Here is a 24,518-nt window from a genome sequence, read left to right as displayed (position 1 = left end):
CTTATTCAGGCAGCCATCAAATAATCGTTTAATCGTTATATCTGTAGTATGATGCTATATGAGAATAAAGTCAATGCATTCCCTTACAGTCTGCCAAAAGGGCAGAAACCATGTCCAAACGAGCGAATATAGAAAAGCAGTCCCTGACCGTCGGGACTGCTTTTTCTGCTTTCCGTTTGTCTATATCCTTCCAAGTATGCCCTGATTAATTTACCGGGGCGTACCGACTTATCTTTTTCCCTATAACAACCGTGAAAAGGCAAAACAGCGGCCATCCTAAGCCCTTAATCGGTAGCCGTCAGTCGATGGTACTTCTCCCGGGCTTCATATAAATCAATAATACGCTGAGCCCGCAGGCGGACGAAGTTCGTCAGCCGTGCCAAGGTCTTTTCCGGCAAAGGACAGGTCGGATGATTTTCAAAGGAAAAGGCCGTCATCCTCTTAAGAGCCTCTATATGGCGAGGCTCCACAAAGAATTGGGCCAGGATATCGAAGGGCATCGACGCCCCTCTTCCGCCGGAGTCTTTCATGTATTCGTCGAGATGGTCCAAATCATAGGTGCTGGCATCGTACAGCAATGAACGGCCATTATCAAAGATTGGTGCCGGCCGCAGCCATTGTCCCGTATTATTATCGATGATATAGCCGAAATTCCCATAATGACGGTCCTTATTGCAGATGACGGCGTCAAATATCACTAAGTCGGCATAGGCCCGGCGCCCATAGAGACTGGCCATGGTATCATGGGAAGCTAAGTCGTCATCGTTCAAAACTGTCATATCGAGGCCTTTCGCGGAAAAATAGGTATAGGCATCGACATAGCCTTCATCAGCGCTGGTGAAAATCTCGCAGAGGCAGACCGTTTCCCTCGTCCCGTCGGGATGGGTATAGGATTCCAGCTCATAGGGAACATGGGGAAACTCCATGACGGCAGCGACCTTAGCGGCATACCATTCCAGCGCCGCCTGGGTCCGACCGTCAGAGCACGGCATGAAACCGTCACCCTTCATCAAAGCGATGCGTCCGTCCCTTCGGATCCAGCACTTTTTCAAGGCCCCGACGGTTGTAATCTCAGGCGTCGCAACCGGTCCTCTGTCAGAGATTCCCTCTCCGTTAAAGGCGATGGCCGCCACCCTTTCCGAAAAAGGATTATCGTAGAGATTACAAGCCTCCCAAGAAACCGAATCATCCGCAGCGGTAATCCAATAGGCATCATTCAGCGAAAGGGCCCGCGTCATCTCGACGTAGGTCATGAGGCGGCCGTCATCGTGAATGGCACTTAAGATGTTCTCGGCAAAATGTCGGTGACGGGGCACCTTCCGCAAGCGTATCCAGCGCGTCAAAGCATCTTTCGTAATGGGGCCGCCGGTTTTAAGGGACGGCGGGAACAGGGCCTTCCGGGCCTCATAGATTCTGTCGATTTCGAGGCGCTCGCTCACGAATCCCTGCTCACGGCACCGGCAGCATGAAAAATCGATGAGAGCCTTATCTTTCGAGCGCAGTTGATAGGATTTCACCGTCGCATCTGTCATCTTCGTTCCTCCTTACGTCATGACCCGTAACCTCTTTTCACCCTTCTTTGCCGTACATCGAAAAAAATTCAGCCAATCGTTCTTCCAGGCAGTCCGTTAAAAGCTCCCGCAAGGGCTGAATCTCGTCGTCCAGCTCATAGGCTTCGAGGGCCTGAAAATACTCCGTCTGCTGTGCTTTTTGTATCGAAAGAGGCGGATAGCCGGCCCCTAATAAGGGGTAATTCATCATCAGGCGGGCCGTCGGTCCGTTTCCCGACAGAAAGGGCTGGATTTTACTGAATTCACCGTGGATCCGGGCGGCTTTTTCAAGGGGATTTAAAACGGCGTCATCGCCTATCCGAGAAAGCCACCATTTCATCGCCTCAGGGATTGTTTCTGCTGCCGGCGGGACATACTGCGAGCCGCGGATAGAAACGGATCGGTCCCGATAGGAGCCGCCCCTCGTATCTAAGGGCGCTGCCAATCTATGGATGTCGCCTATCAGCGCTTCCGTCAAGGGAAGGCCCTGGTCTGCGGCCTCTCTCAGCGCTGTCCAAGCCCGTTCATGGCCCCGTACGGCCTCGTAGTCAACGACTTTTGTCCCGGCCGGAATGATGCCGTCGAAGAGGATCATCTTGACGTCGAGGACGGTCAGAAGGCTCCCTTCGATTCCCGTCGAATCATGGGTAAAGCGAAGGCGAAATTCCTCCTGCCAGTCCTTCTTTTCAAAATCACTGAGGCTCCTTAAGCGACGACGAAAATGCGCTATCTTGTCTTGCAATCGATCCATGGTTGACCTCCCATAAAGCTCCGCAATTCGACCGCCTGCCGAAACGATGCTTATCAACTTCCGATTCGGCTGTACCGGCCCCGGACCTTTGGCGTCTGTCACCGTAACCGTCCGCGGACAGACGCCAAAGGCGTCTCCCGTCCCTATGCCGGATTGGGCAGTGTCTTGCTCCGAAGCGCCTTATTTTTTTCTCATTCTCATAATATATATCATTATATCACAAAAAGGCCGGCCCCTCCCCATGAAAGCCCCAAAGGCAAAAAGAAACTCCTCCGACAGGCCGCACGACGGCGACACTTGTCAGAGGAGTTCGTTTTTTTGTTAAATCGTCTGTTTGCACGTTTCCGGCGTAAAGACCAGGACGCGGTTGGTAAAGGCGCATTTGGCTTTCATGGCGTCAAAGAGATTGCCTTCTTTGAAGAATTCAGCCTTGCCGGTCAAAAGGCATCCCGTGCCCATGCCCATCTTGCCCTGCACTTCGTGGCTCCCGAGGGAGACTTCGATATACAGATTGTCATCGACGTTCTTTTCGGTCTTGATGAAGCCGAAGCAAGGGATGAGGATCTTTTCATCGTCCGTTACGATGAGGTACTTGTTCCACGTATTAGCAATGTGGGGACGACCGTCTTTTCCGGCGGAAGCGACGGACACGATGCCGTCATGCTTAATGCAGTCAAAGAAAACTTCATTTAACATGAGAATCCTCCTTTACGGATTGCCGACCTTGGCCAGCATATCCTGAACAGCCTGATATTCACTGTCATTGTCAAAATCGTGCTGACTCTTGCCCTGTACGTCATAGCGCAGCCAAACCTTGCCGTCGTCCATGACCTTACAGTCTTTCACGGAAAAGACGACGGGCTGGTCGTCAGAAAAGCCGGGCCGGGCCATGAACAAGGTCTGCGTGTCGGCACTGCCGTCGGCTGCCGGGGCGATGACGACGCTCACTTCGTCGCATAAGCCCTGTTGGAGGAAGCTCCAGTTAATGGCTCCGCCTCCGCCGAGCATGACCGAATCGAGGTGAAGGACGTCTTTTAATTTGCGGCAGGTCAGCTCCAAGTCGATGTTGTCTTTCCCGCAGATCAAATAGCTGACGCCCTTGTCGCGCAGGTAGGCTTTATAGGCATTCGTCGCCTGTTCCGACAGGACTTCGACGACCTGGGCTTTTTCATGGCCGTAGAAATCGGTGAGCTGTCCCTCTTCCCAGGCCACGCGGCCCTTGGAGTCGGTGACGATGAGGTAGAAGCCCGTCTTGCCGTCGTCGGCTAAAAAGTCTCCGGCGGGAACGGGAGCGGCGCTCTCATCGACGTCAGGTGTCTTATAAAAGGTGAAATTGTCTTCCACCGTCGTCCGGCCGTTTAAGAGGGCCTGGGGCTTAAAGTACGCCTTGGGGCCGGAAAATAAGGTGTAAAACGAATCTTCTTCAGCGTTTGTTTCTTCGATCCAAAGGTACTTCCCCATGATCTTGCCGTCAAGAGACGTCTCCATATGGCAGAAGATGTGGGGGCGATTGGCTTTATCCATGAAAATACCTCCTCAGGATAGAACAACAACGATAACTTATATAAATAGAATGAAACGGCTTAGAGGAAATCCTTGATTTTTTCCCGCTTGCCCCAGTTGCGGAGCTTGCTTAATGCCTTGCCTTCAATCTGGCGGATACGTTCACGAGTGACGTTAAAGTGCTGCCCCACTTCTTCCAAGGTCCGCGGCCGGCCGTCTTTGAGGCCAAAGCGAAGGTAGAGAACCTTTCGTTCGCGGTCCGTGAGACACGAGAAGACGTCTTCGATTTGTTCTTTCAAGAGGATGAAGGACGCTGCATCATCGGGCGCTACGGCTTCCGAGTCTTCGATGAAGTCGCCTAAGTGGGAATCTTCTTCTTCGCCGATCGGCGTTTCGAGGGATACCGGTTCCTGAGCGATCTTCATGATTTCCCGAACGCGTTCGACAGGGATATCCATCTTTTCAGCGATTTCTTCCGGAAGGGGTTCGCGGCCCTTGTCCTGAAGGAGCTGGCGGGAAATACGGATCAGTTTATTGATCGTTTCGACCATGTGGACCGGGATTCGAATGGTCCGGGCCTGGTCGGCAATGGCGCGGGTAATGGCCTGGCGGATCCACCAGGTAGCATAGGTACTGAATTTATAGCCCTTGCTGTAGTCGAATTTATCGACGGCTTTCAAGAGGCCCAGATTGCCTTCCTGAATGAGGTCGAGGAACAGCATGCCGCGGCCGACGTAGCGCTTAGCAATGCTGACGACGAGACGCAGGTTGGCGTCGGTCAGTTTTTTCTTGGCAATGGTGCCGGCTTTGATATCTTCTTCCGTCGCTTCGGGAGCGTTCCCCTGTTCAATGGCCTTAGCCAGAGTGATTTCTTCCGTTGCCGACAAGAGGGGCACGCGGCCGATTTCTTTTAAATACATGCGGACCGGGTCGTCGATGTTGATGCCTTCGGGCACGCTGAGGTCGACGGTGTGCATATCCGGTACTTTTTCCGTATCTTCATCATCTATGTCATCACGATCGCGCATGGAGTCATCTTCACCGATGATGTCGATGCCCTTATCGGCAAAGAGTTCATACATCTTGTCGATTTGGTCCGGCGTCAAGTCGTCTTCTTCCATGAGGTTCATGATTTCCGTATAGGTCAGGCTGCCCTTCTTCTGCCCCGTTTGCAGGAGTTGCTGTATGTGCTGCAGGGCCAGTTCCCGACGTTCTTTTTCCGTCAGGGCCGGTTTCGCCGCCGCGTCTTTCTTCTTCGTCGTCTTGCGGCGTACGGTCTTCTTTGTCGTTTTATTCGTTTCGTTCATATCGTCTGTCTTTTTATTCACCATGGTGTACAGGCTCCTTTCTGCTCCTTAAGACCATTGCTTCATTTCATCGTTAATTTGTTTGCAGATGGCAAGCTCAGCTGCCAATCTTGCATCGCCGGTGCGGCTATAGCCGGCAGCCAGGCGGCTGTGTTCAAGGTACTGTTTTTGCAGGTCCGCCAGGCGAAACCGTTTGACATAATCCATCAACACGTTTTCGTCCAACGGGACATCTTGCAGAACCATAATTCTTGCAACTTCTTCGGCCTCCTCAGGAGTTAATTTTTGCTGGATGTCATGTAGTGTGTACATCCCTTGGTGTGCATATGTATCTAATATAATTTGATAAATACGGCGGCGCCGTTCATCGGCAAAGAACACCGGGTCTACTTTCGCGCGGATGCGCTCACAAGCCGCCGGCTTTTCCAAGAGAAAGCGCAGGATATTTTCTTCGGCGACTGCCATGGTTCCCGTGCCGCGGGCGGCGGCATTGTGCTGCGATACGGACGGCGAGATGACGACCTGCTGTTGTCCGGCCTCCGGATGGGCTGCGACGTATTTATTAAATTCACTGCGAACGGCGTCTTCCCCGATTTGCAGCTGGCCGGCCATTTTTTTCAAAAAGGCCTCTAAGAGGACCCGATTGTCGACGGCAGCCACGACGGGGAGAACCATGGCCGTAATGGCCGACTTTCCTTCCAAGGTCGCCGCATCGTAAAGGGTCAGGGCCCGTCTCAGCATGTAGTCGAGAACGTTGGGCGCATCGCCTACGGCTTCCCGGAATTTATCCGGCCCGGCAGCATTGATGTATTCATCAGGGTCCTTCCCTTGAGGCAGGGACAGGATGCGAATGTGCATGCCGAGGCCTCTGACGATGGTCATGGCCCGCTGGGTAGCCTGACGGCCGGCGCCGTCCATATCGTAGGCCAGGACGAGTTCTTTAGCCTGACGCTGGAGGAGCCGCGCCTGTTCATCTGTAAAGGACGTCCCCAAGGACGCTACGACGTTGTGAATGCCCCGGTTATGGGCCGAGATGACATCCATATAGCCTTCTACCAAAATGGCCCGCCCTTCTTCGAAAATCGCCTTATGGGCCATATCCATGGCAAACAAGAGGCGCCGTTTATTGAAGATCGGCGTTTCCGGGGAATTGAGGTATTTCGGCTTGCTGTCGTCGAGGACTCGCCCGCCGAAACCGACGATGCGGCTGCGGCCGTCGCGGATGGGAAACATGACCCGGCCGCGAAAAGCGTCGTAAAAGTGGCCGTTTTTTTCTTTTGCCAGACCCAATGCAACCAGTTCTTTGCCGGTGACGCCTTTTTTCATAAAGGCGCCGGTCAGCTTATCCCAGCTGTCCGGTGCAAAGCCCAGCTTAAAGGCGTCAATCGTATCGCCCGATACGTGACGCTTGTGAAAATAGGCCAGCCCCGGTTCTCCGTAATGGGTCTTTACCAGGCAGTTATGGAAGAAATTCCCTGCCATTTCATTAATTTCATAGAGTCGGTCCCGCAGTTTATCGCGGGCTACTTCTTCAGCCGACCGTTCGACGACGGGCAGGGCAATATGGGCCCGTTCGGCCAATCGCTCGACGGCGTCTGCAAAGGAAAGGTTTTCTTTTTTCATAATGAACTGAAAGACGTCGCCGTGGGCATGACAGCCGAAGCAGTAGAAAAATCCCTTGTCGGCCGTAACGCTGAAGGACGCCGTCTTTTCATTATGGAAAGGACAGCAGGCCCAAAAATTGCGGCCCCGTCTGTTCAGCGAGACGTAATCCGAGATGACGCTGACGATGTCATTGGCCTGACGAACCTGTTCAATAAATTCGCTGGAAAACCGTTTCACTCCTTATCACCTGCTTTGTTTCAATTAAGCTGATGTATTTATATATTCTCTGTCGACCTGTCCAATTCCTTCTTTTTGAAAGGCCCTTTTCGCAGAAATGCCAAAAACGGATACATAGCCTTTCTATGTTATACTATTTCGACGCATAGCGTCAAGTTTCCTGTTTATGAAGATGAAATTTTCTCCATTTTCTCAAAATCAGCGTATTTCCTTGCTTGCGGGCTAAAATATAGCCCACCTCTTTTCCTGAAATGTGTGGATTTATTTATTTCTATTGGGTATAATAAGGGTAGACAACGCCAAGATAGAGGAATATGCCAATGATTCATTTTACAGTCGGTCCGCTCCACCGGCCTACGACCGTAGCCGGCGCGATGAAACACTTCGGCGTCTCATCCACACTAAGACGCCGCATCAAGCACAGCGGCAGCTGTACCATCAACGGCCAGCCTGCCTCGACGCGCGATTTCGTCCGGGAAGGGGATGTCGTGTCCATCGTCATTCCCGTCAAAAACGAATTTGCACCCGAGGATATCCCCATCGGCATCGTCTACGAAGACGACTACCTCATGGTCATCGATAAGCCGGCAGGCATCTTAATGCATCCGACGTCGGCCGTTCGAGACGGGACGTTGGCCAACGCCGTGGCCTATCACTACGCCGCGACGGGTCAGCACTGCTCATATCACCCCATGCATCGCCTCGATAAAAATACGTCGGGCTTGTGCATGGTCGCCAAAGAACCGCAGATCCAGTACGCCTTCGACAAAAAAGATCTCAGCTATAAGCGGCTGTATCTGGCCATTTGTCAGGGACGATACCCTGCGCGGGTCACAACTGTACACGCCCCCATCGGAAGATGTCCCGACAGCATCATTACCCGCTGTGTCAGGCTCGACGGCAAGCCGGCTCATTCCGATTTCACCTGCCTGGCGAGGTCCACTGAATACAGCCTGCTCCAAGTCGTCCTGCATACGGGGCGAACCCATCAGATTCGGGTCCACAGCAGTTATCTCGGCTATCCCCTCGTCGGCGACGACCTTTACGGCGGTTCCCGCCAACTCATGCAGCGTCAAGCCCTTCACGCCTACTGCCTGCAGTTTACCCACCCCATGACACATCGCTTCATTACCGTTAATTCCCGGCTGCCTGAAGATATGGACGCCCTCGTCCGTCGGGCCGGCTGGAATTATATACATTAAATATTCTATACGTAACTTGTAGGAGGAATGTAAACATGCCATTAATTGGAACTACAGAAATGTTTAAAAAAGCCTATGAAGGCCACTATGCCATCGGTGCATTCAACATCAACAACATGGAAATCGTCCAGGCTGTCACAGAAGCCGCTGCTGAATTGAAATCCCCGATCATCCTTCAGGCTTCGGCCGGTGCCCGTAAATATGCGAAACCGTCGTACTTGAAACATCTCGTAGCCGCAGCCCTGGAAGATTACGATCTCCCCATCGCCCTTCACCTCGACCACGGTGCTGACTTTGAAACCTGCAAAGACTGCATCGACAGCGGATTCACGTCTGTCATGATCGACGGCTCCAAACATTCTTTCGAAGACAATATTGCTTTGACGAAAAAAGTCGTTGAATATGCTCATTCCAAGGGCGTCGTCGTCGAAGGCGAACTCGGTCAGCTGGCCGGCATCGAAGACGATGTCAACGTCTCGGCTGAAGAAGCTCACTACACCCGTCCGGAAGAAGTCGAAGAATTCGTATCCCGTACGGGCGTCGATTCCTTGGCTATCGCTATCGGCACCAGCCACGGCGCTTTCAAATTCACTCCGGAACAGTGCACCCGCAACGCTGACGGCGTTCTCGTACCGCCGACGCTCCGCTTCGACATCCTCGAAGACGTTTCCAAACGCCTGCCGGGCTTCCCGATCGTACTCCACGGCGCTTCTTCCGTCGTACCGGAATACGTCAAGATCATCAACGCCAACGGCGGCGACCTCGCTGACGCTGTCGGTATCCCCGAAGATCAGCTCCGCAAAGCAGCCTCTCTCTCGGTCTGCAAGATCAACATCGACTCCGACCTCCGTCTCGGCCTGACTGCCGGCATCCGTCAGCACATGGCTCAGCATCCGGACCACTTCGACCCGCGTCAGTACCTGACCGACGGCCGTCAGTTCGTCCACGACATCGTAGCCCACAAGATCAAAGCCGTTCTCGGTTCCGAAGGTAAAGCCTAATCGCATGTCCTGCAAAAAAACTATTGATTTTTTCTGTGGCATATGGTAAAATTTTTTCTAGTGTTCTTGTAAATTAGGGAGGTGAATCCATTGCCGCAGATTAAATCCAACATGAAAACGATGGAAAAAGACGCAGCTCGTCATGCAGCTAACTCTCGAGTAAAATCTTCCGTTCATACCGCTATCCGCCGTACGAACGAAGCCATCCTCGGCGGTGACGCTGATGCCGTTAAACAGGCATTTGATAAAGCTAGCAGCGTAATCGACAGCGCCGCACGTAAAGGCGTTCTCCATAAAAATACGGCAGCTCGTAAAAAATCCCGTTTGGCTTCCAAAGTCAATGCGATGGGCAAATAAGTTGAACTGTAGAAAAAGCGTTGTCCTCTGAGACAACGCTTTTTTCGTATAAGGAGGTTTCTATGTTCCCCCATCGCAGCCAATGGCGTCATTTTCTGACCCTGTTTTTTCCCCTGCTCTTGACCCAGATGGCCCAAGTCGGCACGTCGGTCTTCAGCTCGATTTTCAGCGGCCGTGCCGGTACGGTCGATCTGGCCGGTGTCGCCGTTGCCGTCAACATCTGGATTCCCGTCTTTGCCGGCCTGTGCGGCATCTTCTTCGGCATCTCGCCGATCATCGCCCAGCTCCGCGGCGCCAAAAAGACGGAAGAGATTCCCATATACATCATGCAGAGCCTCTATCTGAGCCTGGCCTTTACGGTCGTGATTTTCCTCTTAGGCTATGTGCTGCTGCCGCCCTTTCTCGACTTCATGGGCCTCGAACCAAAGGTTCATTATATTGCCTGGGAATATCTTAAAGCCTTGTCCTTAGGCCTCGTTCCCATCTGCCTGCAGGCGACGATTCGCTACGTCGTCGACGCCCACGGCAAGACCCAGATATCGATGGCCATCCTCATGACCAACCTGGTTCTCACCATCATCCTCTTTCGCCTGCTCATCTTCGGCGCCGGCCCCATTCCGGCCATGGGCGGCATCGGCACGGGCTATGCCATTACCATCGCCGGCTGGGTGTCCTTTTTACTCTTCGTCGCCGTCCTGACCTTTATGGAGCCCTTTCGCTCGTACGATTTATGGCGCCGCCTGCGTCCTTTCAGCTGGCATCACGCCTATCACCAGTTGGAACTGGGCATTCCCATCTTCATCGCCGTCTTCTGTGAGACCAGCCTCTTTTCCATCGTCAGCCTTTTGATGGCAGAATTCGGCACCTTATATCTCGCCGCCAACCAGGGCGCCATCAGCTTCACGACCTTGACCTATACCATTCCCTGGAGCATCAGCCTGGCGGCAACCATCGTCATCGGCTACGAAGTAGGTGCCAAAAACTATCAGGGTGCCCGGCAGTACGCCGTCCTCTGTCAAATCACGGCCCTCATCATCGCCGTCGGCGTCACCTTATTCACCTACGTCTTCGTCGACGACATTGCCGCCATCTTTACGACGGATGCCGAAACCTTCCGGGCCCTCCGAACCTTCCTCTTGTGTGCCGTAGCCTTTGCCTTCTGCGATGCTATGGGTACGCCCGTCCAGGGGATCCTCCGCGGATACAAAGATGTCCGCATCATTACCTACATCGCCTTTATCACCTACTGGTTCATCAGCATTCCCATGGGCTATGCCATGGCCCATCTCACGCCCTACGGCCCCTTCGGCTACTGGCTCAGCCTGATCATCAGCCTGGCCATCAACGCCGCGGCCCTCAACTGGCGGCTGTGGAAACAGACGGCCTGGCGTTTATCATAGTTATATAAAGGAGTTGATTCTATGCCAACGATTGAACAATTAACGGCCTACGCGCAGGTATTACTGCAAAAAGGCCTCAATCTTCAAAAAGAACAGACCTTAGTCATCAATGCCCCCGTCGAAGGCCACGACTTCGTCACCTTACTGACCAAAGAAGCCTATACGATGGGTGCCTCCGAAGTCGTCGTCAACTGGCGCTCCGACGACATGACCCGCCTGCGCTACGAATATGAAGACCTGTCGTCTTTTGAGTCCCTGCCCGACTGGCGCCGCGACTTCAGCCTTCATTACTACCATAAAAAAGCGGCCTTCCTGAGCCTCATTTCGGCCAATCCCAAGCTCTTGAGCGGCATCGACACCAAGAAGATTTTCGCCCAGCAAAAGGCGCACAATAAGGCCTTAAAAGAATATATCGACGGCATGATGGCCTCCAAGACGACGTGGCTCGTCGCCGCCGTCCCGAGCGCCGTCTGGGCCAAGCTCCTCTACCCGGATCTTGACGCCGACAAGGCTTATGAAGCCCTGTGGAACCAGATTCTCCAATCGTCGAGAGCCGACGGTGTGGATCCCTTGGCCGACTGGGATGCCCATCTGGCCAACCTCAAGGCCCGCCGGACGTGGATGACGAATCAGCACTTCACGAGCCTTCACTACACCAACAGCCTGGGCACGGATCTTACCGTCGGCCTTCCCGATAACCATATCTGGCAAGGCGGCATGGAAGAAACGGAAACGGCCATCTTATTCAATGCCAACGTGCCGACAGAAGAAATCTACTCGGCCCCCAAGGCCGACGCCGTAAACGGTACGGTATACAGCACGCGGCCTCTCGTCTACAACGGCAACACCATCGATCAATTCCACCTGACCTTTAAGGACGGCAAGGTCGTCGACGCCGCCGCAAAAGTCGGTGAAGACGTCTTACAGAAGCTCGTCGCCGTCGATGAAGGCGCCGGCCGCCTGGGCGAAGTGGCCCTCATCCCCTACGCCTCGCCCATTTCCCTGTCGGGCATCTTATTCTACGAAACCTTATTCGATGAAAATGCCTCCTGCCATTTAGCCCTGGGCGCGTCGTACCCGACCTGCCTTGAAGGCGGCACAGAACTCGACAAAGAAGGCCTTTCTAAAGCCGGCCTCAACGATTCCATGATCCACGTCGACTTCATGGTCGGTTCCAAAGACCTTACCATTACGGGCCTAAAAAAAGACGGCACCGTCGTCCCTGTATTCACCAACGGAAACTGGGCCGAGTAAAGATTACTTATTGACAACGGCAAAAAGCCGTGCTATTATAAGTTGCAACAACGATATACCTTTCATCCAGAGCAGCTGAGGGACTGGCCCGATGACGCTGCGGCAACCCCCATTCGGGAAGGTGCCAAGTCCACCGGAACATTCCGACAGATGAAGTAACACCGTATTGACGGCCGTCATCTGCATGACGGCCTTTTTTATTGTCTTTATCCCCTGTACGCCTGGCTCAAGGAGTGATACTGTGATTACCTTAAAGAACATTACCAAAACCTACGGCGGCGCTGCCCAAATCCAAGCCTTAAAGGGCATCAACCTGACCATCGAAGACGGCGAGATCTTCGGCATCATCGGCAAGAGCGGCGCCGGTAAATCGACCCTCGTCCGCTGCATCAATATGCTGGAAAAACCGACCAGCGGCGAAGTCATCATCGACGACAAAGACCTGTGCAAAATGAGCGAATCTCAGCTTCGGGCAGAACGCAAAAATATCGGCATGATTTTCCAGCACTTCAACCTCCTCTCATCGCGGACGGTTGCTGAAAACATCGCCTTCCCCTTGGAACTGGTCGGCGCCTCGAAAGACGTCATCCATAAAAAAGTCGAATCCCTGTTGGAACTGGTCGGCCTCAGCGACCGCGCCGCCAACTATCCGTCTCAACTCTCGGGCGGCCAGAAACAGCGCGTCGGCATTGCCCGGGCTCTTGCCAGCGACCCCAAGATTCTCCTTTGCGACGAAGCGACGTCGGCCCTCGACCCGCAGACGACGAAATCTATCTTAGAACTCCTCCAGGACATCAATCAGCGCCTGGGCATTACCATCGTCATCATCACCCATGAAATGGCTGTCGTCCAAAACATCTGCCATCGGGCAGCCGTCATCGAAGGCGGCGTCATCAAGGAAATGGGCCGCGTCGTCGACATCTTCACCAATCCCCAGTCCCAGACCATGAAAGACTTCGTCACGTCGGTCATCAACATGGAACTGCCGAAGGGGATCAAGAATCTCGGCGTCTCCGACCAGCCTACGCCGGACCACGACATGCTCGTCCGCCTGCGCTTTAAAGGCAAGGCTACCCACGAACCGGTCGTCTCGGAAATCGTCAGCACCTTCCACGTCAAGGTCAGCGTTCTCTACGGCAACATCGACTACATCCAGGATGAACCCTTCGGCTACTTGATCATCGTCATCATGGGCGATATGGAAACCCAGGCCAAGGCCTTCTCGTATATTAAAACATTACCGATAGGAAGTGAGGTATTAGGTTATGTCCCAAGAAATCATTAAGTTAATGCTCCAAGGCATTGAAGAAACGTTCTATATGGTCGCCGTGGCCACGGTCATCGCCGGCATCATCGGCATTCCCCTGGGCGTCACCTTAGTCACGACCAGCAAGGGCCACATCCTGCAAAACCTCTTCATCAACCGGATTTTGGGCACCATCGTCAACATCATCCGTTCCGTGCCCTTCATCATCCTCATGGTGGCTATCATCCCCTTGACCCGACTCATTGCCGGTACGTCCATCGGTACGGCCGCAGCCTGCGTCCCCTTGACCATCGTCGCCATTCCCTTCCTCAGCCGCCTCGTCGAAACGTCGATCCGCGATGTCGATTACGGCCTCGTCGAAGCGGCTGAATCCATGGGCGCTACGCCCTTCCAGATCATCCGCAAGGTCCTCCTGCCGGAAGCCCTGCCGACGATCATCAACAACGTTACGGTCCTCATCGTCAACCTCATCGGCGCATCGGCCATGGCCGGTGCCATCGGCGGCGGCGGCCTCGGGGACATCGCCATCCGCTACGGCTACCAGCGCTTCCGTCCCGACGTCATGTTAGCGACGATCATCATCCTCATCGTCGTCGTCAACCTCATCCAGTACGGCGGCGACCTGGCATCGCATAAGAAGAATAAGAAATAAAAAATCTGCAAGCCTAGACATGAACGGGGTTTATCTCCTGTTCATGTCTTTTTTATGTCGCCTTGAAGATGAAAAGAGACAGCTGCGCAGAAATTAACTGCCCGCTGTCAATCACCGGTCTTGCCGGCCAAACCGCGGCAGGCCTTTTGATGAAGCTCCGACGACAATAACGATGATAATTGAAGCTCTGTAAAGCGTCACATCTATATTAGGCCAACAAAAAAGCGCCTTGTGAACGAGAGTGTCCACAAGACGTTGTTGTATGAGCTTCTTATGCTTCTAATTGACCGACGATGTCGCTGATATGGGCGATGCCTTGGTCCTTGCAGTATTGGTCGAGGCCTTCGGCGACGGTTTCGACGGCCCGGGGGTCGACGAAGTTATGGGCGCCGACAGCGACCGTGCTGGCACCGGCCAGCATGAATTCTACGGCATCCTGCCAGGTCACGATACCGCCCAGGCCCAGGATGGGAATGGAGACGGCCTTCGACGCCTGCCAAACCATGCGCAGGGCGATGGGTTTTACGGCAGGCCCCGACAGCCCGCCGGTGATGTTGCCCAAGATGGGCCGACGCGTCGTGATGTCGATAGCCATGCCGGTCAGGGTGTTGATGAGGGAAATGGCATCAGCACCGGCCGCTTCGACGGCCTTGGCCATGGTCGTAATATCGGTGACGTTAGGCGATAATTTGACGATGACCGGCTTTTTCGTATGGTCCTTGACGCTGCGCGTAACGGCGGCCGCCGCTTCGGGCTGGGTACCGAAGACGATCCCCCCTTCTTTGACGTTGGGGCAGGAAATATTGACTTCAAGACCGGCGACGCCATCGACGTCGAGGTCGGCTGCGATTTGTCCGTATTCTTCGACACTGCCGGCGGAGACATTGACGATGAGCGGCGTTTGACAGGAAGACGTTACCTTCGGCAGGATGTCCCGTTTAAAGGCGTCGACACCGGGGTTTTCCAAACCGATGCAGTTGAGCATGCCTGCCGGCGTTTCGGCGACGCGGACACCGGGGTTGCCCGGCCGCGGCAAGGGCGTAATGCCTTTGGAGATGATGGCCCCGACGGCGTCGAGGTCGAGAAAATCACTGTATTCAATGCCGAATCCGAAGGTTCCCGACGCACCCATGACGGGCGTTTTCATCGAGATTCCGGCAAATTCGACGGCAATCCGTTCACTAATCATCAGAAGACCTCCTTTGCCGAAAAGACGGGTCCGTCGCTGCAGACTTTATAGCGCTTGCCGTCTATTTTACTTTCAAAGGTACAGCCCAGACAGACGCCGAAGCCGCAGGCCATCCGTTTTTCCATGGAGACTTCGCAGTCGATGCCGGCCTTGGCCGATCCTTCGGCAATGGTCTTCATCATCATCGTCGGCCCGCAGACCGATACGCGATCGATAGGATGTTCGGAAAAGATGGTCGGCAGGGCATCGACGGCAAAGCCTTTGATTCCCTTAGAACCGTCGTCGGTGGTGACGTAAATCTGTTCGGCATAGGGTTCAAAGAACTCCGTCCAAAACGTTTCGGCTGCCGTCTTACCGGCGACGAGCACGATGGGATGATCGAGCTGTTTCGCCAAGAAGATGAGCGGCGCCAGTCCCACGCCGCCGCCGGCCAAAAGGACTTTCCCCGGCGTCGTCGTAAAGATGCCGTCGCCCAAGGGCCCTTCGACGTTGATCACATCGCCGGGACGGAGGTCCTTCATTTCTTCCGTACCGACGCCGACCAAGCGGTAAATAATGGTCACCGTTCCCGCATCGACATCGGCATCGACGATACCGAAGGGACGGCGCAAAAAGGTCTGTCCCCCATCGCGATGGACGTTGACAAACTGACCGGCCTTGGCTTCCTTGGCCGTCTTCGGCGCTTGGAAGACCATTTTCCAAACTTCCGGAATGATGGCTGTATTTTCGACAATGGTCGCCATTTCCACAAATTTTTTCACCCTCTGATCATCCTTCCTCATTTCTATATAGCGATTCTATTATTCCACAAATTACTCAAAAAGTCCACATCTGAGTTGACGCCTTTTAAATCTCTTTACCCTATCATTGACTCCGCGTAACGATTCTGCTACACGGATTGTATCAGGAACCATGTTCTGCTGTTCAACAGCAGACAGACCCTTGCGGTTTGCCATCCTATGTACACCATTTATGGTGTATTGGATGGGCATGGCTCTTTTTTATGATATCATGAAATAGCATTACTTATGTTTCTAATCGAAGCGGCTAACATCGGCTCATGTACAATCCCTATTGGCCATTTTTGACGCCGGACTGTCCTTTGCCTTTAGATGATGTAACGGTTTTGCGCCTTATCAAGGCTGCCTTCGATTGCCGGCTCTCAGCTCGGACTCTTTTGAAGGTATTATTGACGCCATTTCGTAATTCGGCTATACTTATGGGACTAGGAGCCATGTTCTGTCGTTTGTGAACGACAGACAGACCGTCACGGTTTGCCACTGATGTACACCATTTACGGTGTATTGGTGGGCATGGCTCTTTTTTTTATGGACTCCTAACGGGAGATTCCCTTCATAATCCTTTCCTTGGCGAAAAAAAGCAGTCTGGCTGCCGATCATGAACAGCAGGCTGCTTTTCCATGCGTAATACCAAAGATCAATACTGCCGCTTCTTGCCGATTTCTTTTCGCATCTTTTCCATATTGCCCCGGAATACGCTTCTTTCCTGCATGGCAATCCGCGTGTAGAGGACGTCGCCAATGGCCATGTGGATCAAGCGCGAGGCCCCGGCTTCCGACGTGTACTGGACTTCGCGGCCCATGCCGCAGAGGCAGATATCGGCTTCTTCTGCCAGGAGCGACCGGCCGTGGCTGGTAATGACGATGATGCCGGCACCGGCCTTCTTGGCTGCCCGAACGGACTGGAGGAGTTCCTTTGTAGCCCCGCTGTGAGAGACGGCAATGACGACGTCGTCGGCCGTCATCAGGGCTGCTTCGGTAACCTGCATATGGGAATCGGATTCGGCCCGGATGGCCAAGCCCAGGCGCAAAAACCGGGTCTCCATATCGGCACAGACCGTGGCCGAATTGCCGAAGCCAAAGACATAGACTCTGTTGGCCGCCAAAACCATAGCCGCCGCCCTATCGAGGGCCTCATAATCGAGGAGACTCAGCGTATCCTGAAGTCCTTCAGATATATTGGCAAAGATTTTGGAGGCTACGTCGCGGCCGCCGTCGCCGGACACAATATCGTGAAAATCTTTTTTCGGCGCTGTCGACAGCCCTGCAGCCAGCATTACTTTCAATTCTTTCAGGCCGCTGCAGCCTAATTTCTTACAAAACCGTGAAATCGTAATTTCTGAACTTTCCGTCTGCGCCGCCAAGTCGGCTACGGTCTGTTCCATGACGACGCCGGCGTGATTGGCAATATAATCGGCAATACGGCGCTCTGACTTGGTCAGACCGCCGTATACACTGCGCAGGACGGGAAATCGCTGGATGTTATCTTCTTCCATAAGATTCTCTCCTACTCATTATTTACTTTCTTATTTTACCCTACAAATACATTTAAGACAAGGACGCCGATGAGGCCCATGACGGCGATGATTGTTTCCAGGGCGCACCACGTGCGGACCGTTTCTTTGATGGTCAGGCCGAAAAATTCTTTGAACAGCCAGAAACCGGGGTCATTGGGCGGGCTGAAGATGAGCGACCCGGCACCGGTTGCCAGGACCATCAATTCCGGGTTGGCACCGGTAGCGACCGCAATGGGAGCGGCAATCCCGCCGGCCGTGAGGGCTGCGACGGTGGCCGAACCGCAGGCCGTGCGGATGACGGCTGCGACCAGCCAAGCCAGGAAGAGCGGCGAGAGGTCGGAGTTAGCGACAAGTTCCCCGATATAAAGACCGAGGCCGCTGTCGATGAGGACCTGTTTCAAGGCACCGCCGCCGCCGACGATGAGTAAAATCATGGCAATGGCAAGGACCGCATCCTGTACGGTCTTCATGACGTCTTCCATCGATTTTCCGCGGCCGATACCGAAGGTATAGATAGCGATGGCCACCGAAATGGTCAGGGCAATATCGGGCTGGCCGAAGAAGGTCAGGACGTGACGCAGGGGCAAATCAGCATCCATGGTCAACTTGGAGATAGCCGATGCGGCCATGAGGATGACCGGAACCAAGGCCGTAAAGACGGAGATGCCGAAGCTTGGCATTTCTTCGTCCTTAAAGATTTTCGGATTGTACATACCCTTGGGGATTTCCGGATTGATATCCTTGGTCAAGTTGCAGTACAAGGGGCCGGCGACGATGGCCGTCGGAATGGCAATGGCAGCGCCATACAATAAGGTCGTGCCGATATCGGCATTATAGATGATGGCAATGGCCGTCGGGCCGGGATGAGGCGGCAAGAAGCCGTGGGTGACCGACAGAGCCGCTGCCATGGGGATACCGACTTCGAGGAGAGGGATTTTCGCTTCGGCGGCGATAGTAAAGACTAAAGGAATGAGAAGGACGAAGCCGATTTCATAAAACAAGGCGATGCCGACGATGAAGCCCGTCAGGCAGACGGCCCATTTGACCTTTTCCCGTCCGAAGACGTTGATCAGCGTCGTGGCGATGCGCTGGGCACCGCCGCTTTCGGCCATGAGCTTACCCAGCATGGCGCCGAAGGATACGACGATGGCCAGACCGCCCAAGGTACCGCCCAGGCCCTTTTCAATGGTCGGGATCAATTGATCGATGGGCATGCCTTCAGCAAGGCCGACGAGGCCGGCGACGAGGAGCAAGGCCAGAAAACTATTGAGTTTTACTTTTACAATGAGGAAAAATAAGATGAGAATGCCAATGGCAAGGATGACGAGTGGCATGATGAAAAACCCCCTTTATTTCGTATAGTGTTCGTGCCACTGATGATGGAAGGTCCCTTCTTTATCGACGCGCTTAAAGGTATGAGCTCCGAAGTAATCGCGCAGGGCCTGGATGAGGTTAGCCCCAACCTTGGGGCTGCTGTAGGCATCGACGTACTGGAGTGCTGCCGAGAAAGCCGGAATGGGAAGTCCCTGACTGACGGCGAGGCCGATGATGCGGCGCAGAGCTCCTTGGTTGTCATTGATTTTTTTGAGGAAGAAATCGTCGAACAAGAGGTTGTCGAGGTCGGGATTCTTGCCGTAGGCTTCGGTAATCTTGGTCAAAAATTCGGCCTGGATGATGCAGCCGGCCCGGAAAATGGAAGCGATGGCGCCGTAATCAAGATGCCAGTCATACGTTTCCGAAGCGCTCTTATAGAGGGAGAAGCCTTGGGCGTAGGCGACGATTTTAGCGGCGTACAGGCTCTGGCGGACGGCTTCGATGAAATCGTCCCCGCTCTCGGGCGTAATGGCCGGTCGTACAATGGCCTGCTGAGCTTTGACGCGGCTCGGTGCATTGGACATGACCCGGGCGTTGCAGGCTGCCGTAATCATGGAGATATCGACGCCCTGTTTCATGGACTCGATACTGGTCCAGCGGCCGGTCCCCTTCTGGCCGGCGGCGTCGACGATCTTGTCGAGGACCTGACCGCCATCTTCGTCGTCTTCGGCAAAGATATCGGCGGCGATACCGATGAGGAAGCTCTTGAGTTCCCCTTGGTTCCAGTCGTGGAAAATTTTGGAGATAGCCGCGTTATCATAGCCGCCGACGTATTTCAGCAACAAATAAGCTTCGGCAATGAGCTGCATATCGGCGTATTCGATGCCGTTGTGGACCATCTTGACGTAGTGGCCGGCACCGTCGGAACCGATATAGGTGCAGCAAGGCTTGCCGTCCGAGGCTTTGGCGGCAATGGCTTCATAAATGGGCTGGATTTCGGCGTACGTTTCCTTATTGCCGCCGGGCATGATAGCCGGGCCGCGGCGAGCTCCCGTTTCCCCGCCGGAAATGCCCATGCCGTAGAAGTGGATGCCCGCTTCTTGGCAGCGTTCGCAGCGGCGCTGAGTATCGCCAAAGTAAGAGTTGCCGCCGTCGATGATGATATCTCCCTTATCGAGGCGCGAGAGGAGCTGGTCGATCATGCTGTCGACAGGCGCTCCGGCCATGATCATGAGCATGATTTTGCGCGGCCGTTTGAGGGAGGCCAAGAATTCATCGAGTTCTAAAAAACCGTGGATCTTATCGTGAGGCCGTTCTTTCAGGAATTTTTCCGTAAGGTCCGGCGTGTAGTTGTATACAGCGACGTCATAACCGTGGTCGGCCATGTTGAGGGCCAGGTTACTGCCCATAACAGCCATGCCGACGACGCCAATATCATGAAGCATCATAAGTACATCCCCTTTTCTGCTGAAAATGATTATTTTGATTTCTGCTGGTATGCCGCAATATCGGCAAATTCACCTTGTAATTTTTGGTAGAGACGAGTAAAAATATCGTAGAGCTCACGGTATACGGCGGCGTTTTCTTCAATGGGCGTATAGACTTTCTTAGCGTGAACCAAGTCGGCCGTATCGGCGATGCTCTTTAACTTTCCGCTTGAAATGAAGCCCAGGACGGCGGCACCAAAGGCGGCGCCTTCACTGTTGTCGGGCAAGGTAATCGGTTCATTGAAGACATCTGACATGATCTGAAGCCAGAGCTTCGATTTGGTAAAGCTGCCGCTGACCCGGATGTCCTTGACGTCGCCGAATTCCCGCAGGGCGGCCATGACGCTGTTCAAGCTGTAGCAAATGCCTTCCATGACGGCACGGATCATATGGGATCGACTGTGATTGAGGGAAAAGCCGAAGAACATGCCCCGCAGTTCCGAGTTCCAGTGTGGTGCCCGTTCGCCCGTAAAGCAAGGCAGGCAGATGAGGCCGTCGGCACCGGCGTCGACGTGTTCGGCCTTCATGGTCATCAGGTCGTACGGGTCGATGTCGAGCATTTCCAGGGCGTTTCCGCCGTAATGGCAAATCTTGTCGCGGACCCAGCGCAAGATCATGCCGCCGTTGTTGATGGCCCCGCCGGCGACCCACATGTCGTCGGTCAGGTTGTAGCACCAAGTACGCATCTGCGGATCGATCTTAGGTTGACGGGTCAGCATGCGAAGAGCCCCACTGGTACCGATGGTACCGCTGATCTGTCCCGGTTCGACGGCACCGATGCCGACGTTGACCAAGACGCCGTCTGTGGCGCCGATGACGACGGGAAGGCCTTCGGAAAGGCGAAGATTCTTGGCTGCCTTTTCACTCAGTCCATGGCTGTACGTCGTCGAGACGACGGGCGGAAGCTGGTCTTTGGTGATACCGGCATAGGCGATGATTTCGTCGTCCCATTCAAGGGTGTGTTCGTTGTACATGCCCGTCGTGCTGGCTGTCGACTTATCGACGAGCCACTCACCGGTCAGATGATAGTATAAGTAATCTTTCAGGGAACCGACAAAACGCATTTGGCGGAACAATTCGGGCTGGTTCTGACGGAGCCAGATAATCTTGGCCAAGGGATAGCAGGCGTGAATCGGGCAGCCTGTCCGTTCGTAGAAGGAGCGGCACAAGGCTTCGTCCTTCTTCATGTCCCGGACGATGGCAGCACTGCGGCTGTCGGCCCAGGTCTGCATATCATGGAGAGGTTCAAAATTTTCGTCGAGGGCGGCAAAGCTGTGCATGGCCGTACTCAAGGCAATGCCAGCCAGTTCCTTATTCTTATAGCGGAGCTGGCCTGTCGTCTTACGGATGACATCCTGGACGGCTTCGAGAATCTGGAGCGGGCTTTCTTCGGCCCAATCGGGACGAGGTGTCAACAACGGATAAAAGGCTTCGGATGAGCAGACATTGATGCCCTCTTCCGTATAAGCAATGGCACGGACACCGGTCGTTCCGACATCGACGCCAATCCAAACTTCCTGATTGGCGGAATCCATCGGCGTAATTGTATTCATAAGTCATACTTCCTTTCATGAATCATGGCTAGTCTTTTCGATGCCCTTATGATACCACGCCCATTTTCTAAATGCAATAAAAATATCATTTTTAATTTTATATTTTGATATTTTTATTTCATAAGAAAGACTTTTTCTATGCTAAAAAGGCAATCATCCTTCCTGACGATGACCGCCTTGCTCCTTTCCCCGTCCTGTGGTATAGTTATCTTGGTATATATAGATATATATGATCGTTTTGTTGGCTGAGCCTATTCAGTCACCCATCTAGGAGGGATTTTCCATGAAGGTTATCTTATTAAATGGCAGCCGCCGCGAAAAGGGCTGCACCTATACGGCCCTGTCCGTCGTCGCCGATACGCTCCGTGAAAACGGCATCGATACGGAAATTATCCACGCCGTCCCTGATAAAGCCGTCGTCACGGCCGTTGCTGAAAAGTTGAATGCCGCCGACGGCCTGGTTATCGGTTCTCCCGTCTACTGGGCTTCGCCGACAGGCGAAATCATGTCCTTCATGGACCAATTAGCCGGCATGGCAGGTTCGGCCTTGGTCCATAAAGTCGGCGCCACCGTCGCCTCTGCCCGCCGGGCCGGCACGACGGCGACCTTAGACGTCCTCAATAAATACCTGGCCTACCATCAGATGATCAGCGTCGCTTCGAGTTACTGGCCCATGGTCCACGGCAACACGCCGGACGAAGTCAAACGCGACGAAGAAGGCCTTCAGATCATGCGCACCTTAGGCCGCAACATGGCCTGGATTTTGAAGTGCATCGAAGCCGGGAAAAAAGCCGGTATCGACGCACCTCAGACAGAAGCCAAGATCATGACCAACTTCATCCGCTAATGGCCGGAAGATTCAAAAAATCCGTACAGTCCCGCACTGTACGGATTTTCTCATATTCCCCTCTTGCTAAAAGTGTTGTCGTTGCCACGCTTTTTTTCGGAGAATTGTGTATAATAAGGAATATATTGTAAAAAAGTGAGGATTTCCTATGTATCCTATAAATGTAGATCTCCGAAACCGGCCCTGTCTGGTCATCGGCGGCGGTACCGTCGCCGAACGAAAAGCGGCCCGCCTCCTCGACGAAGGAGCTGATGTCACCATCATCGCCCCGACGGCGACGGACACCGTAAAAGACTGGGCCGCTTCCCATCGGCTCACCTGGAAGGCCCGTCCTTATGAGACAGGCGACGAAAAGCCCTTCTTTCTCATCATCTGCGCTACTGACGATGAAAAGGTAAGCCGCGCTGCCTCTCGTGCCGCAGAAGGAGCGGGTAAACCGATCAACGTCTGCGACGTCCCCGAACTATGCAGTTTCACCCTGCCGGCCGTCGTCCGCCAAGGTGACTTACAGCTTGCCATTTCCACCAACGGCAAGGGGCCGGCTTTCTCGCGCTGGCTGCGGCAACGGTTGGAAAAGCAGTTCGATGACCGCTACAGTCGCTGGCTCGACGAAGTGGCCCGCGTCCGAATGGCAGCCAAAGAGGCCCTGCCGTCCTCGAAAGACCGTCATGCTTTTTGGCACACGGCCCTTTCGGACGATATCATGGACCTCGTCGAAAATAACGCCATCGACGAAGCCGGCCGCCGCCTCTTCCAAAAGCTTGTCGAATTTGAAAGGAGCCGCCATGAAACGTAACCTGACCATCGGCACCCGCAAAAGTGCCCTGGCCTTATGGCAGGCCGAATACATCAAAAAAGCCCTCGAAGGTCACGATTCAGAACTGACCGTAACCCTCGAGCATATCGTTACGAAAGGGGACAAGATCCTCGACGTCCCCTTGGCCCGCATCGGCGGCAAGGGACTCTTTACGACGGAACTAGAATCACGACTCTTAGACGGTACGATAGACTTGGCCGTCCACAGCCTGAAAGATTTGCCTGCCGACCTCCCGAACGGTCTCTGCTTAGCCGCCGTCACGGCCCGTACTTACGTCCACGACGTCTTGGTATCGAATCGCTATGCCGCCCTCGACGCCCTGCCGCAGGGTGCCTGTGTCGGCACGTCGAGCCTGCGCCGAAGGGCCCAGCTTCTCGCCTACCGTCCCGACCTTACGGTTCGGGACCTTAGGGGCAACGTCGATACGCGGCTCAAAAAACTGGATGACGGCGAGTACGATGCCATCATCTTAGCCGAAGCCGGCCTCCATCGCCTGGGCCTTGCGAACCGCATCAGCCAGCTTCTCCCGACGGACATCATGATTCCTGCTGTCGGCCAGGGAGCGCTTGCCATCGAGACCCGCACCGACGATGAGGAACTGAAACAGGCCTTAGCCTTTCTTTGCGACCCGGGCACGACGGCGGCCGCGACGGCCGAACGGGCCTTTTTAGCCGCCATTAACGGCAGCTGCCAGGTTCCCGTCGGCGTCTACGGCAGGGCCAAAAACGATCAGCTGATCCTCTCTTGTATCATCGCCGCCCCGGACGGAAGCCGTGCCTTCCGCCATCAGACCACCGGCCTGCTCACTTCCGGGGCCGCCCTCGGCCAAGAGGCCGCTAAGACCCTCCTCGACTGTGGGGGCCGCCAAATTTTGACAGACCTCGGCATCACCCCTGCCGAGTAAAGGAG

At 54.2% G+C, this 24,518-nt stretch carries 22 protein-coding genes and 1 riboswitch; of the genes, 10 read left to right on the top strand and 12 right to left on the bottom strand.

Annotation, left to right across the window (positions count from 1 at the left end):
- Positions 1-284 precede the first annotated feature (284 nt).
- From A0U42_RS05040 to dnaG, 6 genes are all read right to left on the bottom strand, one after another.
- Entirely contained in the window at positions 285-1,532 is a 1,248-nt protein-coding gene (locus A0U42_RS05040) for a hypothetical protein (protein WP_065360116.1), read from the bottom strand.
- 37 nt (positions 1,533-1,569) lie between these two features.
- Positions 1,570-2,301 (bottom strand): Fic family protein, encoded by a 732-nt coding sequence (locus A0U42_RS05035; protein WP_065360115.1) that lies wholly within the window; start codon positions 2,299-2,301, stop codon positions 1,570-1,572.
- Positions 2,302-2,622: 321 nt separating this feature from the next.
- Positions 2,623-2,997: a pyridoxamine 5'-phosphate oxidase family protein gene (locus A0U42_RS05030; RefSeq protein WP_065360114.1), complete on the bottom strand. Its 375-nt coding sequence runs from the start codon at positions 2,995-2,997 to the stop codon at positions 2,623-2,625.
- Between the two features lie 12 nt (positions 2,998-3,009).
- Positions 3,010-3,825 (bottom strand): RibD family protein, encoded by an 816-nt coding sequence (locus A0U42_RS05025; protein WP_065360113.1) that lies wholly within the window; start codon positions 3,823-3,825, stop codon positions 3,010-3,012.
- Between the two features lie 59 nt (positions 3,826-3,884).
- The gene (gene rpoD, locus A0U42_RS05020) at positions 3,885-5,135 is read right to left on the bottom strand and encodes an RNA polymerase sigma factor RpoD (protein ID WP_065360112.1); all 1,251 of its coding nucleotides are present in this window, start codon (positions 5,133-5,135) and stop codon (positions 3,885-3,887) included.
- Between the two features lie 24 nt (positions 5,136-5,159).
- A complete protein-coding gene (gene dnaG, locus A0U42_RS05015) occupies positions 5,160-6,953 on the bottom strand; it encodes a DNA primase (protein ID WP_065360111.1) in 1,794 nt (597 codons plus the stop codon).
- 320 nt (positions 6,954-7,273) lie between these two features.
- On the opposite strand from dnaG, the gene A0U42_RS05010 reads away from it, so the two are divergent.
- From A0U42_RS05010 to A0U42_RS04980, 7 genes are all read left to right on the top strand, one after another.
- Positions 7,274-8,155: an RluA family pseudouridine synthase gene (locus tag A0U42_RS05010; protein WP_065360110.1), complete on the top strand. Its 882-nt coding sequence runs from the start codon at positions 7,274-7,276 to the stop codon at positions 8,153-8,155.
- 35 nt (positions 8,156-8,190) lie between these two features.
- Positions 8,191-9,156: a class II fructose-1,6-bisphosphate aldolase gene (gene fba / locus A0U42_RS05005; RefSeq protein ID WP_062412060.1), complete on the top strand. Its 966-nt coding sequence runs from the start codon at positions 8,191-8,193 to the stop codon at positions 9,154-9,156.
- Positions 9,157-9,246: 90 nt separating this feature from the next.
- Positions 9,247-9,513, top strand: coding sequence for a 30S ribosomal protein S20 (gene rpsT, locus A0U42_RS05000; RefSeq protein WP_044503935.1), 267 nt, complete (start codon positions 9,247-9,249; stop codon positions 9,511-9,513).
- Positions 9,514-9,575: 62 nt separating this feature from the next.
- Complete coding sequence (locus A0U42_RS04995) at positions 9,576-10,913, top strand: MATE family efflux transporter (protein ID WP_065360109.1); 1,338 nt, start codon at positions 9,576-9,578, stop codon at positions 10,911-10,913.
- A gap of 21 nt (positions 10,914-10,934) precedes the next feature.
- Positions 10,935-12,167, top strand: coding sequence for an aminopeptidase (locus A0U42_RS04990; protein ID WP_065360108.1), 1,233 nt, complete (start codon positions 10,935-10,937; stop codon positions 12,165-12,167).
- A gap of 59 nt (positions 12,168-12,226) precedes the next feature.
- Positions 12,227-12,324, top strand: a riboswitch (SAM riboswitch).
- An 84-nt stretch (positions 12,325-12,408) separates the two neighbouring features.
- Positions 12,409-13,452 (top strand): methionine ABC transporter ATP-binding protein, encoded by a 1,044-nt coding sequence (locus A0U42_RS04985; RefSeq protein ID WP_065360107.1) that lies wholly within the window; start codon positions 12,409-12,411, stop codon positions 13,450-13,452.
- Positions 13,433-14,086, top strand: a complete 654-nt coding sequence (locus A0U42_RS04980; RefSeq protein WP_044503940.1) for a methionine ABC transporter permease — start codon at positions 13,433-13,435, stop codon at positions 14,084-14,086. The genes A0U42_RS04985 and A0U42_RS04980 overlap by 20 nt, the downstream gene beginning before the upstream one ends.
- A 271-nt stretch (positions 14,087-14,357) precedes the next feature.
- Here A0U42_RS04980 and A0U42_RS04975 read toward each other — a convergent pair whose 3' ends face one another.
- The 6 genes from A0U42_RS04975 to A0U42_RS04950 all read right to left on the bottom strand — a co-directional run bounded on the left by A0U42_RS04975 (position 14,358) and on the right by A0U42_RS04950 (position 21,945).
- Complete coding sequence (locus A0U42_RS04975; RefSeq protein ID WP_065360106.1) at positions 14,358-15,275, bottom strand: dihydroorotate dehydrogenase; 918 nt, start codon at positions 15,273-15,275, stop codon at positions 14,358-14,360.
- Positions 15,275-16,036 (bottom strand): dihydroorotate dehydrogenase electron transfer subunit, encoded by a 762-nt coding sequence (locus A0U42_RS04970; RefSeq protein ID WP_065360105.1) that lies wholly within the window; start codon positions 16,034-16,036, stop codon positions 15,275-15,277. The genes A0U42_RS04975 and A0U42_RS04970 overlap by 1 nt, the downstream gene beginning before the upstream one ends.
- Positions 16,037-16,712: 676 nt before the next feature.
- Positions 16,713-17,570: a MurR/RpiR family transcriptional regulator gene (locus A0U42_RS04965; RefSeq protein ID WP_065360104.1), complete on the bottom strand. Its 858-nt coding sequence runs from the start codon at positions 17,568-17,570 to the stop codon at positions 16,713-16,715.
- Between the two features lie 35 nt (positions 17,571-17,605).
- A complete protein-coding gene (locus tag A0U42_RS04960; RefSeq protein WP_044503944.1) occupies positions 17,606-18,925 on the bottom strand; it encodes a gluconate:H+ symporter in 1,320 nt (439 codons plus the stop codon).
- A 15-nt stretch (positions 18,926-18,940) separates the two neighbouring features.
- Positions 18,941-20,353, bottom strand: coding sequence for a decarboxylating NADP(+)-dependent phosphogluconate dehydrogenase (gene gnd, locus A0U42_RS04955; RefSeq protein WP_065360103.1), 1,413 nt, complete (start codon positions 20,351-20,353; stop codon positions 18,941-18,943).
- A 29-nt stretch (positions 20,354-20,382) separates the two neighbouring features.
- Complete coding sequence (locus A0U42_RS04950) at positions 20,383-21,945, bottom strand: gluconokinase (RefSeq protein ID WP_065360102.1); 1,563 nt, start codon at positions 21,943-21,945, stop codon at positions 20,383-20,385.
- Between the two features lie 283 nt (positions 21,946-22,228).
- Between A0U42_RS04950 and A0U42_RS04945 the strand changes: the two genes are divergently transcribed.
- The 3 genes from A0U42_RS04945 (at position 22,229) to hemC (ending at position 24,513) form a co-directional block, all read left to right on the top strand.
- The gene (locus A0U42_RS04945; protein ID WP_065360101.1) at positions 22,229-22,792 is read left to right on the top strand and encodes a flavodoxin family protein; all 564 of its coding nucleotides are present in this window, start codon (positions 22,229-22,231) and stop codon (positions 22,790-22,792) included.
- Between the two features lie 148 nt (positions 22,793-22,940).
- Positions 22,941-23,588, top strand: coding sequence for a bifunctional precorrin-2 dehydrogenase/sirohydrochlorin ferrochelatase (locus A0U42_RS04940; RefSeq protein ID WP_065360100.1), 648 nt, complete (start codon positions 22,941-22,943; stop codon positions 23,586-23,588).
- Positions 23,578-24,513 carry a hydroxymethylbilane synthase gene (hemC, locus tag A0U42_RS04935; RefSeq protein ID WP_065360099.1) on the top strand — a complete coding sequence of 312 codons (936 nt, stop codon included), beginning with the start codon at positions 23,578-23,580 and terminating at the stop codon, positions 24,511-24,513. The genes A0U42_RS04940 and hemC overlap by 11 nt, the downstream gene beginning before the upstream one ends.
- Positions 24,514-24,518 lie beyond the last annotated feature (5 nt).

The organism is Megasphaera sp. DISK 18, from assembly GCF_001682955.1.
Lineage (GTDB): Bacteria > Bacillota > Negativicutes > Veillonellales > Megasphaeraceae > Megasphaera > Megasphaera massiliensis.
Note: the sequence above shows the minus strand (reverse complement) of the source record. Positions and strands in the feature narration are given on the sequence as shown.